The organism is Derxia gummosa DSM 723, from assembly GCF_000482785.1.
Classification (GTDB): Bacteria; Pseudomonadota; Gammaproteobacteria; order Burkholderiales; family Burkholderiaceae_E; genus Derxia; species Derxia gummosa.
Genome location: NZ_AXWS01000014.1, coordinates 1 through 15,794 on the forward strand (window position 1 = coordinate 1; position 15,794 = coordinate 15,794).

Annotated in this window: 14 protein-coding genes; 11 read left to right on the plus strand and 3 right to left on the minus strand. The window is 64.7% G+C overall.

The genetic code is table 11. The features are described from left to right. The first annotated feature begins 972 nt into the window (after positions 1 to 972). From H566_RS0113520 to H566_RS28380, 7 genes are all read left to right on the plus strand, one after another. A complete protein-coding gene (locus H566_RS0113520) occupies positions 973 to 2,217 on the plus strand; it encodes a polyamine ABC transporter substrate-binding protein (RefSeq protein WP_245591358.1) in 1,245 nt (414 codons plus the stop codon). A gap of 3 nt (positions 2,218 to 2,220) precedes the next feature. Next, positions 2,221 to 3,339, plus strand: coding sequence for an ABC transporter ATP-binding protein (locus H566_RS0113525; RefSeq protein WP_034411801.1), 1,119 nt, complete (start codon positions 2,221 to 2,223; stop codon positions 3,337 to 3,339). A 5-nt stretch (positions 3,340 to 3,344) separates the two neighbouring features. Then, a complete protein-coding gene (locus H566_RS0113530) occupies positions 3,345 to 4,277 on the plus strand; it encodes an ABC transporter permease subunit (protein WP_028311861.1) in 933 nt (310 codons plus the stop codon). After that, positions 4,274 to 5,119 (plus strand): ABC transporter permease, encoded by an 846-nt coding sequence (locus H566_RS0113535; RefSeq protein ID WP_028311862.1) that lies wholly within the window; start codon positions 4,274 to 4,276, stop codon positions 5,117 to 5,119. Before H566_RS0113530 ends, H566_RS0113535 begins: the two co-directional genes overlap by 4 nt. Positions 5,120 to 5,230: 111 nt before the next feature. Continuing rightward, positions 5,231 to 6,643 (plus strand): DUF3138 family protein, encoded by a 1,413-nt coding sequence (locus H566_RS0113540; protein ID WP_034411802.1) that lies wholly within the window; start codon positions 5,231 to 5,233, stop codon positions 6,641 to 6,643. A 270-nt stretch (positions 6,644 to 6,913) separates the two neighbouring features. Beyond that, a complete protein-coding gene (locus H566_RS0113545) occupies positions 6,914 to 8,383 on the plus strand; it encodes an aldehyde dehydrogenase (RefSeq protein ID WP_028311864.1) in 1,470 nt (489 codons plus the stop codon). Positions 8,384 to 8,394: 11 nt separating this feature from the next. Then, positions 8,395 to 10,983 carry an RNA-binding domain-containing protein gene (locus tag H566_RS28380; RefSeq protein WP_139826343.1) on the plus strand — a complete coding sequence of 863 codons (2,589 nt, stop codon included), beginning with the start codon at positions 8,395 to 8,397 and terminating at the stop codon, positions 10,981 to 10,983. A 201-nt stretch (positions 10,984 to 11,184) separates the two neighbouring features. Here the strand turns inward: H566_RS28380 and H566_RS0113550 are convergent, their stop codons facing one another. Further along, positions 11,185 to 12,000 carry an IS5 family transposase gene (locus H566_RS0113550; RefSeq protein WP_084545162.1) on the minus strand — a complete coding sequence of 272 codons (816 nt, stop codon included), beginning with the start codon at positions 11,998 to 12,000 and terminating at the stop codon, positions 11,185 to 11,187. 36 nt (positions 12,001 to 12,036) lie between these two features. Between H566_RS0113550 and H566_RS0113555 the strand changes: the two genes are divergently transcribed. From H566_RS0113555 to H566_RS28385, 4 genes are read left to right on the plus strand one after another with little or no spacing between them, the layout of a single operon-like run. Further along, positions 12,037 to 12,279 carry an antitoxin gene (locus H566_RS0113555; RefSeq protein ID WP_028312148.1) on the plus strand — a complete coding sequence of 81 codons (243 nt, stop codon included), beginning with the start codon at positions 12,037 to 12,039 and terminating at the stop codon, positions 12,277 to 12,279. Further along, positions 12,276 to 12,701, plus strand: coding sequence for a type II toxin-antitoxin system VapC family toxin (locus tag H566_RS0113560; RefSeq protein WP_028311866.1), 426 nt, complete (start codon positions 12,276 to 12,278; stop codon positions 12,699 to 12,701). Before H566_RS0113555 ends, H566_RS0113560 begins: the two co-directional genes overlap by 4 nt. Before the next feature lie 58 nt (positions 12,702 to 12,759). Next, on the plus strand, positions 12,760 to 13,404 hold the full coding sequence (locus H566_RS0113565; RefSeq protein WP_028311867.1) for an FMN-binding negative transcriptional regulator: 645 nt from the start codon (positions 12,760 to 12,762) through the stop codon (positions 13,402 to 13,404). A 55-nt stretch (positions 13,405 to 13,459) separates the two neighbouring features. Then, complete coding sequence (locus tag H566_RS28385) at positions 13,460 to 13,696, plus strand: cysteine-rich CWC family protein (protein ID WP_084545094.1); 237 nt, start codon at positions 13,460 to 13,462, stop codon at positions 13,694 to 13,696. A 44-nt stretch (positions 13,697 to 13,740) separates the two neighbouring features. On the opposite strand, the gene H566_RS0113575 is transcribed toward H566_RS28385, so the two are convergent. Both H566_RS0113575 and H566_RS0113580 read right to left on the minus strand, forming a co-directional pair. Further along, positions 13,741 to 14,436 carry a hypothetical protein gene (locus H566_RS0113575; RefSeq protein ID WP_156924435.1) on the minus strand — a complete coding sequence of 232 codons (696 nt, stop codon included), beginning with the start codon at positions 14,434 to 14,436 and terminating at the stop codon, positions 13,741 to 13,743. Positions 14,437 to 14,461: 25 nt separating this feature from the next. Beyond that, on the minus strand, positions 14,462 to 15,508 hold the full coding sequence (locus H566_RS0113580) for an extracellular catalytic domain type 2 short-chain-length polyhydroxyalkanoate depolymerase (protein WP_034411804.1): 1,047 nt from the start codon (positions 15,506 to 15,508) through the stop codon (positions 14,462 to 14,464). Between the last annotated feature and the right edge of the window lie 286 nt (positions 15,509 to 15,794).

Genomic DNA, 15,794 nt, shown 5'->3' on the forward strand with positions numbered 1-15,794 from the left:
AGACAGGATTGCCTGAACGGCCTGCGGCCGTTCACCGCCGTCTACCTCGTTCGCTCGGCACGCCAGAGGCCCGCCGCCGAAGCCAACCCCCACCGCCCCACGCCTGCGTCACTGCTCGGAGATTGATGGGGCCGCTGCGCGGCCCTTGGGCTGGCTCGATGGGCGCGCGGTTGGATCGAGCGTCCGATGCGGCCCGGGCCGCGCACGCGCCGGTCGCAGTCGCAGTCGCAGTCGCAGTCGCAGTCGCAGTCGCAGTCGCAGTCGCAGTCGCAGTCGCAGTCGCAGTCGCCAGCAGTTTCCTGCAACCCAGAGGCCTGACACCCGCGCGGCACGCTCCTGATGCGCTTCCCTTTCCCCCGCCTTGCAAGCGCATGCACGAGAGTCGTGCATGACGTTTCACATGTCCCGCGCGAAGGCAGCGACGAGCCTGGGACGGCTCGTCGCAAGCAGACGACCGAGGCACGCCGATGACGCTTCCAGGCAGCCGGCCGCCGGCGCAGCACCGAGGGCCGCGCAGCGGCCCCCTCGTCCGTGACGATTCACGAAGGCGTGGCGCGGGGATCGGGGCGAGCGGGGCTTCTGGCGTGCCGAGTGTGGCGGGCGGAGGGTGGCGAGCGGCGCAGCCGCTCAGGTCCGCATGTCTGAGCCTTGCCCCACGGGGGCAAGGCGAGTTGGCGGACCGGCCACCCACCGCCCGCCACGCGAGCGCAGCCGGCCCGACGGGCCGGCCACGCCAGTCGCCCCGTCCGCCCCGATCCCCGCGCCACGCCGCTGCCGAAGCAAGCCGCGACGCCGCGCCCGAAACAGACCGCCACGCCGCTCCCGAAGCAAGCCAGCCGAACCGTCACCCCCGCGCCACACACCGCGCCGTGCCGCCCGGCGGCAAGCATCAACGGGCATCGGCGCGCCCTGCCCGCCGCTACCCTTCGGTGCAAAACTTGCTATCCGCTCGCTCGCACAAGTGAGCAATGCATGCAGTCAACCGTGACCGACCTCACGCCCGATTCCCTCCTGGAGAACGACCACATGAGCCCGACGCCCGGCGCTGTCGATTTCGTCCAAACCCGTCCCGCGACCTCGGCCTTCGGCAGCGGCATCCCGCATGCCGGCACGCCGCGACGCAACGGCCTGCGAGCGCTTGCAGCCGGCGCGCTGCTGGCGGCGTCGGCGCTGTTCCCGGCCGCGCATGCCGAGGGCGTGCTCAACGTCTACAACTGGTCGGACTACGTCGCGCCCGACACCATCCCCAACTTCGAGAAGGAGTTCGGCGTCAAGGTGCGCTACGACACCTTCGATACCAACGAGATCCTTCACGCCAAGCTGGTGGCCGGCAAGACGGGCTACGACGTGGTCGTGCCCTCGTCCAACTGGGCCAAGATCCAGGGCGACGGCGGCCTGCTGCTCAAGCTCGACAAGAGCAAGATCCCCAACTACAAGAACCTCGATCCGGGCCTCATGGCCCAGCTCGCCAAGCTCGATCCGGGCAACCAGTACGTCGTGCCCTGGCTCTGGGGCTACGTGACCGTCGGCATCAACACCGAGAAGGTGAAGGCCGCGCTCGGCGGCCCGCTGCCCGACAACGCCTGGGACCTCGTGTTCAAGCCCGAGTACGCCAGCAAGCTCAAGAGCTGCGGCATCAGCTTCCTCGACTCGGGCCAGGACATCTTCGGCGCCGCCAACATGTACCTGGGCAAGCCGCCGTACAGCAAGAACACCGCCGACTACCAGGAAGCCGCCAAGCTGCTCGCGAGCATCCGCCCCTACGTCACGCTGTTCTCGTCGTCGGGCTACATCAACGACCTCGCGGGCGGCTCGCTGTGCGTGTCGATGGGCTTCTCGGGCGACATCAACATCGCCCGCCAGCGCGCGATCGACGCCAGCAACGGCCAGAAGATCGAGGCACTCGTGCCCAAGACCGGCGCGGTGCTGTTCTTCGACGTCATGGCCATCCCGGCCGACGCCGAGAACGTCGACAACGCCTACAAGTGGATCAACTACATCCTCCGCCCCGAGGTGGATGCGAGCCTGACCAACAAGGTGTTCTACGCCAACCCGAACAAGGAATCGCTCAAGTTCGTGCAGGCCAACGTGGCCCAGAACAAGACCGTGTTCCTGAGCGACGAGGACAAGGCAAAGATGGTCGCGCCCGACGCCGTCAACAACGACATCCGCCGTCTCGTCACGCGGCTGTACACGAGCTTCAAGACCGGACGCTGACCGATGGCCGCCGTGCTTTCCCCTTCGTCCGCCGCGGGCGACGAGAACTTCCTGCGCATCGAGCGCCTGACCAAGCGCTTCGATGACGTGGCGGCGGTGGACGACGTGTCGCTGTCGATCCGCAAGGGCGAGATCTTTGCCCTGCTCGGCTCGTCGGGCTGCGGCAAGAGCACGCTGCTGCGCATGCTCGCCGGCTTCGAGGCGCCCACCGCCGGCCACATCCTGCTGGAGAACCGCGACATCTCGGCGCTGCCGCCCTACGAGCGGCCGATCAACATGATGTTCCAGAGCTATGCGCTCTTCCCGCATCTGACGGTGTGGGAAAACATCGCCTTCGGCCTCAAGCGCGACGGCCTGCCCAAGACCGAGATCGCCGAGCGCGTCGAGGCGATGCTGTCGCTGGTGCAGCTCAACAAGTTCGCGAAGCGCAAGCCGCATCAGCTTTCGGGCGGCCAGCAGCAGCGCGTGGCGCTCGCGCGCAGCCTCGCCAAGAAGCCGCGCCTGCTGCTGCTCGACGAGCCGCTCGGCGCGCTCGACAAGAAGCTGCGCGAGCAGACCCAGCTGGAGCTGGTCAACATCATCAAGCAGGTGGGCGTGACCTGCGTGATGGTCACGCACGACCAGGAAGAGGCCATGACCATGGCCGACCGCATCGCGATCATGAGCGCGGGCAGCTTCCTCCAGGTGGGCCAGCCGCACGAGATCTACGAGACGCCGGCCAACCGCTTCGTGGCCGACTTCATCGGCAACGTGAACCTGTTCGACGGCACGCTCGTAGTCGATGAGCCCGACCATGTGGTCATCAACACGCCTCAGTGCGGCTTCTACGTGAGCCACGGCATCACCGGCACGGTCGGCATGCCCGTGACGGTCGCGCTGCGGCCCGAGAAGATCGCGCTCGGCCGCGACCGGCCCGACAGCACCGAGCACAACTGCGCCGAGGTGACGGTGGCCGACTACGCCTACTTCGGCAGCTTCACGCTCTACGTGCTCGCCTTCCCGGGCGGCATGAAGGTGAAGGTGAGCGTCGCCAACACGGACCGCCACGGCGAGTACTTCGCCATCGGCGACCGGCTGTGGGCGAGCTGGGCCGCCGAGGCCCTCGTGGTGCTGACGAGCTGACCGGCATGAGCGCGCTCCCCGCCCCCACCGCGCCGGCCCAGGGCCGGCTCGGCCGCATCGCCAGCTTTCTCGGCAGCCGCACGGTCATCGGCATCCCGTTCGCGTGGCTGCTGCTGTTCTTTGCCGTGCCCTTCTTCATCGTGCTGAAGATCAGCGTGTCGGACTCCGACGGCATCAACTTCATGCCGCTGATGAGCTACGAGGAAGGCATCGCGCAGCTGCGCATCAAGCTGTCGAACTACGAGTTCATCGGCAGCGACGAGCTGTACTTCGCGGCCTATCTCAGTTCCATCAAGTACGCGGGTATCACCACGGCGATCTGCCTGGCCATCGGCTACCCGTTCGCCTACTTCATGGCGCGCTCGCCAGCGTCGCGCCGGCCGGCGCTGCTCATGCTCGTGATGCTGCCGTTCTGGACCTCGTTCCTGCTGCGCATCTACGCCTGGAAGGGCCTGCTCGACGACAACGGCGTGTTCAACAACATCCTGACCGGACTCGGCCTGCTGCACGACCCGATCCACATGATGCACACGCCGTTCTCGCTGGTGGTCGGCATGGTGTACGCCTACCTGCCGTTCATGATCCTGCCGCTCTACGCCAACCTCGCGAAGATGGACCTGCGCCTGCTGGAAGCGGCGGCCGACCTCGGCACCACGCCCTTCCGCGCGTTCTGGCTCATCACCGTGCCGCTGTCGCGCGCGGGGATCATCGCCGGCTCGATGCTGGTGTTCATCCCCTGCATCGGCGAGTTCGTGATTCCCGAACTGCTCGGCGGCCCCGAGACGCTCATGATCGGCCGCGTGCTGTGGGACGAGTTCTTCAGCAACAACGACTGGGCCATGGCCTCGGCCGTGGCGGTGGTGATGATCCTGCTCATCATCGTGCCGCTCGCGCTGTTCAACCACTACCAGGCCGAGGCCGAAGGGAGAGGGCAATGAGCAGCCCCACCGAACGCGCCCGCCGCTTCGCCAACCTGTGGCTGTTCGGCGGCTATGCCTTCCTCTACCTGCCCATCGTCACGCTCGTCGTCTTCAGCTTCAACGCGTCGAAGATGGCCTCGGTGTGGGGCGGCTTCAGCACGCAGTGGTACGCGGCGCTGGTCGATGACAGCGAGCTGATCGCCGGCTTCTGGCTGTCGCTGCGCATCGCGCTCATGACGGCCTGCGCCTCGGTGGTGCTGGGCACGCTCGCCGCCTTCGCGCTCGTGAAGTACCGGCGCTTCACCGGGCGCACGGTGTTCAGCGGCATGCTCAGCGCGCCGCTCGTCATGCCCGAGGTCATCGTCGGCCTGTCGCTGCTGCTCATGCTGGTGTCGGCGCAGCGGCTGCTGGGCTGGCCCGAGCGCGGGCTCATGACGATCTGGTTCGGCCACACGCTGCTCGGGATGGCCTATGCCACCGTCGTCATCCAGGCGCGGCTCATGGAGTTCGACAAGCGGCTGGAGGAGGCGGCGATGGACCTCGGCTGCCGGCCCTACCAGGTGTTCGGCCTCGTCACGCTGCCGGCCATCGCGCAATCGCTGCTGTCGGCCTGGCTGCTGACGTTCACGATCTCGCTCGACGACGTGGTGATCTCGGCCTTCCTGTCCGGGCCCGGCGCCACCACGCTGCCCATCGTCATCTTCTCGCGCGCCCGCCTCGGCCTGAACCCGACCGTGAACGCCGTGGCGACGCTGATGGTGGCCGTCGTGAGCGTGGGCGTCATCGCCGGCAGCCTGTGGCTCGCGCGCCAGGAAAAGCGCCGCGCCGCCGAGCAGGCCGCCGCCTACCGCAACCGCTGACCGTCATGACCACCCGCCGCGCCCACCCGCGCTGATCTCGCCCGCGCCGCGCGCCCGACCCGCGCGCGGCGCCGAAGCACAAGCAGAACACCCACCCAAGGAGTGCAAACGATGTCCCGACTCAATCCCGTCGCCCTCGCGCTGCGCGCCGGCGCGATCGCGCTGCCGCTCGCCCTCGCGAGCCTGCCCGTGCATGCGCAGAGCAGCCCCGACCTGCTCAAGGAAATCCAGGCGCTCAAGGCCCGGCTCGAACAGCTCGAAAAGCAGGTCGCCGACCAGAAGGCCGAGATCGAGACCGCCAAGGCCGCGCCCAAGGTGGACCCGGTCGAGTTCAACCGCATCGCGCTCAAGACCGAGGCGATGGAAGACGCCAACGCCGATTCGGGCTTCAAGGGCCTGAAGGTGAGCGGCTTCATCGACCCGACCTACATCTACAACCGCAACACGCACACGTCGGGCTTCAACTTCCTCAACAACTTCGACTACCGCGACGACAACAGCGGCTACACCTACGACAACAGCTACTTCGGCATGGCCGTGCTCGACTTCCAGAAGGAAATGGAAGACGGCACGCTGCTGCGCCTGACGCTCGCGCCGCACAAGAGCACCGGCTCGGGCTTCAACCTCAACTCGATCGTCCACGAGGCCTCGGCCAGCGTGCCGCTCGGCAACAACCTCAACCTGATTGCCGGTGCCCTGCCCGACTGGAGCGGCTACGAAGCCTTCCTGCCCAACGAGAACAAGTTCATCACCCACAACCTGCTGTTCGACTTCGCGGCGTTCACCTACTACACGGGCGCCGGCCTGGAAACGTCATGGGGCAAGTGGTCGGGCAAGGCGATGGTGGCCAACCTCAACACCGCGCGCTCGGCCACCGGCAACAAGTCGCCGATGCTGACCTACCGCGCCGACTACGAGATCAGCGAGTTCTCGGGCTTCGGCTTCGCGGGCCAGCACGGCCGCTACCTCGGCAACGGGCTGAACATGTTCGAGGTGGACGGCTTCTTCACGCGCGGCGACCTCGACATCAAGGGCCAGATCGGCGGCGGCGAATGGCAGCACAACGCCTTCAACGGTCGCATGGCGCAGTGGTGGGGCGCCTCGCTGTTCGCGTCGTACCAGCTGACACCCAAGTGGGAACTGCTCGGCCGCGCCGACTACCTCAACAACCGCCGCAACGGCGGCGGCACGATCGGCGTGGTGTCGCCGGGCAACGATTGCGAACTGAACGGCATCGACGACGGCTCGTGCAGCGCCGCCGCGATCGCCGATGGTCTGAATGGCTTCGGCCCCGGCATGGGCTACGACAGCAGCTTCGGTCGCTGGACCGCCACCAACCCCGACAAGGGCGCGAACCGCTGGGCGCTCAGCGTCGGCGCGGGCTACCTGTTCAGCGACAACGTGCGCTTCAAGCTCGAATACCGCTACGACCGCGCCAACCTGCCCGTCTTCATCGACAGCCGCGACGGCAGCTACGGCAAGGACAACCACCTGCTGGGCGCGTCGAGCGTGATCAGCTTCTGACGCGGCACGGGCGGTGAGGCAGCACTGGCCGCGTCGCCGGGCGGCCAGCGCGGCAACGCGCCGGGCACCTGACGGCGCAGGCCAGCCTGCCACCGGCCCCCGCAAGCGTTTGCGAAGTGGCCCGTGCGAGCGGGCTGATCAGAGGGCAGGATCGCAAGGTCCTGCCCTTTTGCATTGGCGGGCCGCGCGCCGCGAGCGCCGCCGCCCGACCGCCAGGCCAGCCCCCGAATCCACCGCCGGCCCCACGCCGCGCCCACCGAGGAAACCGCCATGACCGCCACCCTCACCCGCCCCGATTTCGACGGCCGCGCCTTCATCGACGGCAAGCGCGTCGAGGCCGCCAGCGGCGCGCGCTTCGACTGCATCTCGCCGGTGGACGGCAGCGTCATCGCCTCGGTCGCGCGCTGCGACGCGAAGGACGTGGACCTCGCCGTGGCCGCCGCGCGCCGCGCCTTCGACGACCGCCGCTGGGCCGGCCTCGCGCCCGCCAAGCGCAAGCAGACCCTCGTCCGCTTTGCCGACCTCATGGTGCGCGAGCGCGACGCGCTGGCCCTGACCGAGACGCTCGACATGGGCAAGCCGCTCAAGCACAGCCGCAGCGCCGACGTGATGGGCGCGCAGAACTGCATCCGCTGGTACGGCGAAGCGATCGACAAGATCTACGGCGAGATCGCGCCCACCGGCGACGACGCGCTCGCCCTCGTCACGCGCGAGCCCGTCGGCGTGGTCGCGGCCGTCGTGCCCTGGAACTACCCGATGCTCATGACGGCCTGGAAGATCGCGCCCGCGCTCGCGGCGGGCAACAGCGTCATCCTCAAGCCGAGCGAGAAGAGCCCGCTCAGCGCGCTGCGCATGGCCGAGCTGGCGCTGGAGGCCGGCATCCCGGCCGGCGTGTTCAACGTGCTGCCGGGCTACGGCCAGGAAGCGGGCGAGGCGCTCGCGCTGCACATGGACATCGACTGCATCGGCTTCACCGGCAGCACGCGCGTGGGCAAGCGCATCGTCGAATGCTCGGGCCGCAGCAACCTCAAGCGCGCCTGGACCGAGCTGGGTGGCAAGAGCCCCAACATCGTCTGCGCCGACGTGGCCGACCTCGACGCGGCGGTCGAGGCGTCGATCGGATCGATCTTCTACAACCAGGGCGAGAGCTGCAACGCGCCGAGCCGGCTGCTGGTGGAGGCGAGCATCCGCGACGCCTTCATCGAGAAGGCGCTCGCCCTCGTGCCGCGCTACGAGCCGGCCGACCCGCTCGACATGGGCACGGTGATGGGCGCGCTGGTGGACGAAGGCCAGTTGCGCACGGTCATGGGCTACATCGAGGCCGGCAAGGCCGAAGGCGCGGCGCTGATCGCGGGCGGCGAGCAGGCGCGCATCGAGACCGGCGGCTATTACGTGCGGCCGACCATCTTTGCCGGCGTGCGCAACGACATGCGCATCGCGCGCGAGGAAATCTTCGGCCCGGTGCTCAGCGTGATCGCCTTCGACGACATTGCCGACGCGGTCGCCCAGGCCAATGACACCTCCTACGGATTGCACGCCGCGATCTGGACGCGGGATATTTCAAAGGCGCACCGCGTCGCGCGCGCATTGCGGGCCGGGACGGTGCATGTCAATTCCTATGACGAGGATGACATCACGGTGCCATTCGGCGGTTTCAAGCAGAGTGGCAATGGACGGGACAAGTCACTCCATGCGTTCGAGAAGTACATGGAGGTTAAGACGACTTGGGTGAGGATTTAAGGAGAAACTATATGAACTGGAAAGTAACTGACATCAAGTCACAACTCAACGAACTTCTCGACTCAGGTGATATATCCGATCGCATACCTCTCTTACTCATCAAGGAAGGATTCTGTGCCCCAATCGAATGTGAAATACTGGACTACAAAGAAAATTTCGAAGAGGATGATAAAAGCTACGCAAAGCTTATCAAAAAGATCGCCAGCTTTTACAATTCCTATGGCGGCTACCTAATATACGGCGTTACTGAAGTCGAGAGCGAGACAGTATTCGCCGTCACGTCAAAACAGCACACCGCACCAAACATAGAAAAAGTTAAAGCCCTCTGCAAGTCATATCTAGATGAGCGCATCGCTGTAACCATGGCTCAACATACATGCAAGAACACCAGCGACCAAGAATCAACAGTAAGCGTTTTACACATTCCAAGACGAACAAGCCAACTACCAGTTGCCTTTATTAAAGATGGCCCCAAGGACACTTTTACAAAGAAGCAGATTTACCATCGAAGTCGCGACGAGTGCATCGAAGCAAAGGGTCATGAGATATTCGATCTCGCAGGGGAACGGCCTTCACCCTTCAGAATCAACGGCACGCCGTTTCGATACGGCATACTCGCAACCAGGCGCATTCAAACAAAACTCCCAGACAAGAATATCATCTGCCCAAATTTCATTGGACGAGCAGACCCCTTAAATCAACTTTGGAACTGGCTAGGAGATGACTTGAGCAGCATCAAACTACTTACCGGCGAAGGCGGACTTGGAAAGTCCAGCCTTGCGTACGAATTTGCTGTTCAAACATCAAAGCTCATCAAATCGCCATTCGAGCAAATTGTTTGGCTAACCGCAAAGCAGAGACAATTTGACGGCAGCAAAGACAGCTATACAGATCTAGCAAACGCAGACTTCGCGAGCTATAGAGAACTACTAGAGTCAATTGCAGAAAACCTACCAGAGCCACTTACCACTCCGCTCAAAGAAATCTCCGATCGAGATTTGAAGCGAATAATAAAGAGCGGACTCACTCAATACCCATCACTATTCATTCTCGATGACATTGACTCGTTGACAACAGAAGAACAAAAGCAAGCCAGCGAAATAGGTCTTATGCTTGGAGCGATGCAGTCAAAAATACTACTCACAAATCGCCACGATCAAACTTACTCACCAGATACCACTATCCGCCTACACGGATTCTCCAGCCCAACGACTGGAGATGAATATGCACAGTACGTTGACAGCCTTTTCTTGCGAGGAATTCTTAGGAAAGAACTTTCGAGCAAGCAGTTGAGAGAATTACATTCGACCACCGAAGGCAGCCCGTTATATACGGAATCACTCTGCCGTCTATTTCGCTTCTCATCATTTGAAGAAGCGCTTAACCGATGGAAAAAGGAAGGGGGAGAAGGTGCACGCCGAGCCGCACTAGATCGAGAAATTCAACAACTCTCGCCAGAGGCGAAGAGAATATTGCTCGCCGCCGCCTTAGTAGGAAGAGCGTCCGTACCAAATCTTTCGGAAATAACCGAATGCAGCCTTGAAAAAGTTGAACAAGCCATTCAGGAGTTAAGCACCCTCCATTTAGTTAGTGGCGATCCGATCGGCGACACACCAAACTTTATCGTTCCGTCAAACACCATCCGCTTAGTCAAGAACAGCGCCCAACTCTTAGCAACCGACCACAAGAAGATAGAGTTAAGAATAAAGGACTTAAGCCAACCCCTTAAGCATGGCAAAGGAAGAGATGATGTATCCCGACTTGCAATTACACAAGCACAAGCGCAAGTGCGCCAACACAAGCACATGGACGCGATTGCAACACTCACGGATGCAATTAAGCTCCGCCCCAAAAACGGGGATCTGAAGGGAGTAAAGGCAGAATTATTCATGCAAATACAACCACCGAGACATGAGGAAGCTCGCCGACTCGCAAGAGATGCAATTCAAATCGGATGCAATCGCCCAACAACATTTGACACATGGTTTGACGCAGAAATGCAAAGCGGCCATTATCCTGGCGCAATCGAAGCTGCAGAAATGGCACTGACCCGAGAAATTGGGCACAACCATGAGTGGCTCATGAAAAATGCAGCCGCACTTTTCACAAAAGCCACTAACAGTGGCATCGGAACCTCCCCCGCTGACAAATTATCGACACTCATACGAGCCAGCGAACTTATACACGAAGCAGTTAAGACAACCCGTGGAGAAACAAGCACAAAATATCAAAATGTCCGCTTCGATGTGCATGACCAAATTTGGTCAGTCATTATTGATGATGGATTGACCCGTCTAGATGAAATACGTATAGCGAGAGGGCAGCTCGAGAAATTTTGGCGCACTCAAGATGTGCGTTTGACGAACGCATCTCGCTGCATTGAAGTAGTCAACGCACTCATCAAGATTGCAAAATCGTCGGTGACGAATGAACGCGAAAACCGCATTGATCTGTATACAGAGGAGTTCAAGCTCTGCGAAAAACTCATTGATGCCAGACTCACTGAATACCCACAAGACACACGGCACCCGCAGTTAATCGAGCGTTGGGAAAAGGCAAAGAACAAATTTCACGACACCCTAACAACATCAGGACAGTGATAAACGTCGACGGCCACAAATACGCCGAGGCAATTAGTAGACGATTTGAAATTCCCAACATTTCACAGGACCCTACTGTTGCACAGGTACTTCTATGTACGTTTGGAGGAGCATCTTCACACCCCTTGCATCGTACTTCAGCCAATTAAATCAATTGGTAGCAGGCTTGCAGAAGATTAATAGCCTGTTTGAAAATGCCCCTCAAAAGCAAATGCGCCGCATGAGCATGCTGCTTATGGCGATCTGAATCATCGCCTCGGCGGTATCGATGCGGCGCTCGTAATCGCGCACGAGGCGGCGCCAATGCGCCATCCAGCCGAAGGTGCGCTCGACCACCCAGCGGCGCGGCAGCACTTCGAAGCCGATCTGGCCTTCGCGGCGGCGCACGACTTCAACGACGAAATCAAGCATTGCCGCCTTGTTCATCAGCGCGGTGCGGTCATACGCCCCATCGGCGAAGAAATGCTTGATGCCGGGCCAGCGCTTCTTGAGGGCATCGAGCACGGCAATCGCACCGGTGCTGTCGGCAATGTCGGCGGGCGTGAGATTGACCATCAGCAGGCGTCCGTCGCTATCGACGGCGATATGGCGCTTGCGACCGACGATTTTCTTGTTGGCGTCGTAGCCCTGTTTGCCTGCGTGCGGCGCCTTGACGCTCTGGCTGTCGAGCACGCCCGCCGTGGGCCAGTCGCGCCCGTTGGCCTGTCGGTCGATCATGAGGACAACTTCGTGCAGCGTCGCGAACAGGAAGCGCCGCAGTAGTTGCCGGAACCACCAGTAGATCGTCTGCCAGGGGCCGAAATCGTGCGGCAGCATTCGCCAGCCGCAGCCCGAGCGCACGAGATAGCGCAAGGCGTTGATGACTTCGCGAAGATCCATCCGGCGCTTGCGGCCCGTGCGCCCGACCGCCGGGAGCAGGGGCTGCAAGGCTGCCCATTCCGCGTCGGCCATGTCGCTCAGGCAGGGATTGGTGTTCTTCGCCGGATTGAATAGACCGCAACGCTCATCACGGCATATGCTGCTGCATATGCCACATCCACGACAGGTCGCATCATGACGCTCGAAGAACGCACCGTTTCCATCTTCCGCAATGGACGCAACCAAGCCATTCGCATTCCGCGCGAGTTCGAACTGTCGGGCACTCAGGCGCTCATGCGGCGCGAAGGCTCGAAGCTGATCATCGAGCCGCTGCAAACCGGCAATCGCCTGCTTGCCTTTCTCGACGCGGCCGAACCGCTCGACGAGTCCCTGCCCGAGATCGAGGACACGCCCGCCGCCGACGAGGACGTGCTGTGAGCGATGGTCACGCCTTCCTGCTCGACACCAACATCCTCTCGGCTCTCACCCGCGATCCGCACGGTGTGGTCCGCGACCGGCTTTGCGCCGCGCTGCCGCTGACCGCCTGCACGAGCATCGTCGTCGCGGCCGAACTGCGATACGGACTCAGCAAGGGCGTGTCCGCGCGCCTGCGCGAACGCGTCGAGGGTCTGCTGGCGAGCATCGATGTGCTGCCATTCGACGCCCCGGCCGACGAGCATTACGGCGACATCCGCGCGACGCTGCAACGGCTCGGTCAGCCGATCGGCCTGAACGACCTGCTCATCGCCGCGCATGCCCGCGCGCTCGGACTGACGCTCGTCACCCACAACACCCGCGAGTTCGAACGGGTGCCGGGACTGAAGGTCGAAGACTGGCTTTCGACCGGCGCAGGGGGATGATGGTCGGGCGCTACTCGCATCACGCCGCGCCGCCCGCGCGGCGCCGCCCGCCGCCGCCATGTACCTCCCCGCCCACTTCGCCGCCCCCTCCCCCGACGCCCTGCACGCGCTCATCCGCGCCCACCCGCTCGCGACCGTCATCCTCGCCGCCGCCGACGCGCCCGACGCCGACCACATCCCGCTCCACCTGCACCTGCCGCCCGACGGCCCGGCGCTGCTGCGCGGCCATGTCGCGCGCGCCAATCCGCTCTGGCGCCGGCTCGCCGACGCGCCGCGCGCGCTCGCCGTCTTCCACGGGCCGTCGGCCTATGTGTCGCCGGACTGGTATCCGTCCAAGCATGCGCACCACCGCGCGGTGCCGACGTGGAACTACGCGGTCGCGCATGCGCACGGGCGGCTGCGCGCTATCGATGACGCCGGCTGGCTGCGCGACTTCCTCGCCGGACTGACGGCCGACCACGAGGCGGCGCGCCCGCGTCCGTGGGCGCTCGGCGACGCGCCGGCCGACTACCTGGAGAAGATGCTCGCGGCCGTCGTCGGCATCGAGCTGACGGTCGAGCGGCTGACGGGCAAGTTCAAGCTGAGCCAGAACCGGCCGGCGGAAGATCGCGCGGGCGTGGCGGCCGGCCTGCGCGCCGAGACCGGCGCGGCGGGCGAGGCGATGGCGCGGCTTGTCGACGGAGAGCACGACTCCCCGACCTGACCGCCAACAACACGCCACGGCACAAGCCGGTCACGCACCGCGAGGAACACGCTTCATGTCAGACGCCAGCCCCACCACCTGCCCGCTCTGCCACCAGCCCAATCGCTGCGGCATTTCCGACTTCGCCAACTGCTGGTGCCGCGCCCTGCCCGTCCCGCCCGCGCTGCTCGCCACCCTCCCGCCCGAGCTGCGCGGCAAGGCCTGCCTTTGCCGCAACTGCATCGAATCCTGGCTCGCCGCCCATCCGCCCGCCGGGGATGAAAAAAAGGCGGCCCCGGGCAACCCCGGCTGACCGCCTTTCGCGTTCCGCGCCGCCGTCATGGCGCGCGGCCGTGTTCAGCGCGGCTTGCGCGCCCGTGCCGCCCGCTTCGGCGCGGCGGCAACGGCCTCCGCCGATACCGCGCCCGCATCCGCCACGGCCGGCGCCGACGCCGCGCCCTCCTCCGACGGCGCACCGATCGTCGCGGCGCCCACCGCCGGCAGCGGCTCCACATGCGCGGCCGACTTGCCGATCACGCCCACCGCGGGCTCGATGCCCGGCGCGGGCTGGGGTGCGACGGCCGCGTCGTCCTCCACGCCATCGACGCGCCCCGCCGCCGACAGCCGCTGCTCGGCCCAGTACGCATAGTTGACCTGCACGTTCTCCATCAGCTCGGCGTAGGCGGCCATCTGGTTGGCCAGCAGCGCGCCGAACTGCGCGAACACGTTGTATTCCTGGAGCACGAACTTGCTGAGCGTCTTGGCCTGCTGGAGCTGCTCGTACTCGCCGGCGATGGCGGTCACGCCTTCGACGAAGGCGCGCTGCTGGTTCTGGAGGCGCTGGAGCACGGCCATCTGCATCTGCATGAGGTCGGCCCAGGTCTTGTGGTCGAAGCGCAGCGGCAGCACGGCGGCGCTGAGCGCGCCGTCATAGACGGCGCGGTTGCCCACCTGGCCGACCATCTGGCCGAACTTGACGAGCCGGCGCAGCGGCGCGGGCACGGCGGCTTCGGCCTCGGCCTGCAAGGACGGGGCGGGATTGGCTTGTTGCATGGTCATCTCCTCGGGTGCGACCGGCTCAGGCGCCGAGCCGGTCGAGCATGCGCGCGATCGCGGCGATCTGCGGCGCGGCCTGGGTGAAGTAGTCGGCGCCGGTGTAGCCCCACCAGTCCCAGCAGCCTTCGGGGTTGAGCGTGGTCGAGTCGTCCATGCCCTCGGCCTGCGGGAAGAGCACGACGATGTCGTTGGCGTCGGCGATCTCGATGTAGCCGGTGGTGGTGACGTAGCGGTTGCCGTAGGGCGGGTTGTTGGCGGTGTCGGCGCGGCCGTTCACGTAGTTCACGTAGTTGTAGCCCTGCTTGCAACCGTGCAGCGCGATGTGCACGCGTGCGGGCGCGCCCTCTTCCACCGCGCGCGGCACCCAGGCGTAGCCGAAGCGGCTCATGCTCGGCGCGGCCTCGCCAAAGAACTCGGTCTGGTCGAAGCGCACGAGGCGGCCGGTGGGCCGGTCGGTCGCGGGCTTGAGCCAGGGGTAGATGTGGTGCAGCACCTCGTGCGACTGCACGAAGTCGCCACGGTTGATGAAGGGCGGGAAGTTGGTGCCGAGGTCGTTGTCCTCGGGGTTCATCGTGATGATCGAATGGCCGGCCGGGACGTGGTCCACGAAGCGCAGACGCTCGCCGGTGACGCCGAGCAGCTCGTAGAAGCGCTTCGTCTGCGCCACGACCGACGAGGCGACGACGGTGTCCTTGCTACCCGTGAAGACGTACACGCGGTCGTCGCCGAGGTTGGCGATCGGGTCGATGCCGCCTTCGGCCGCGACGTTGCGCGCGAGGCGCAGCGAGTGGGCGGCGTCCGGCCCCACCGACGGCACGAGCGGCGCCATGCAGATGTAGAGCGCGTTCTGGGTGCGCGAGTCGTCGGGCGTGAAGGCCGCGCGCGGGAAGGACTCCGACGCGCGCCACGGCCCGCCCGCGATGACGCCCGCGCCGCAGAAGCGCGACGACAGCGCGACGTGCAGCTGCACCGTCATGAATGCGCCCGACGACAGGCCGGACACCGAACTCTCGCCGGCCACGACGTTGTAGCTGGCGAGCTGTTCGACCTTGGGACTGATGCTGCTCATGTACCGCCTCCTCCGGCCGCTCCGGGCCGCTGACAGGGTGTGTGTGCAGGCGCCCGGCTTCGCGCACGACGCGAGTGTCGCGCCGGTCGGGCGCAGCGATCATCGGCGCGGGCCATGGCGGGCGTGCTGCGCTGCGGCGACGCGGGCGTGACTTATGGCACGTCGGGGATGCGCGGCGAAGAAGGGGCGGTTTCGGCTCAGGGAAGGTCCGGGGTCGGGCAGGCAGCGCGTCGTGGCGCCGGGATGAGCGCCCATCGCCGCGACCGGACGCCGCGCTGTTGCGCCG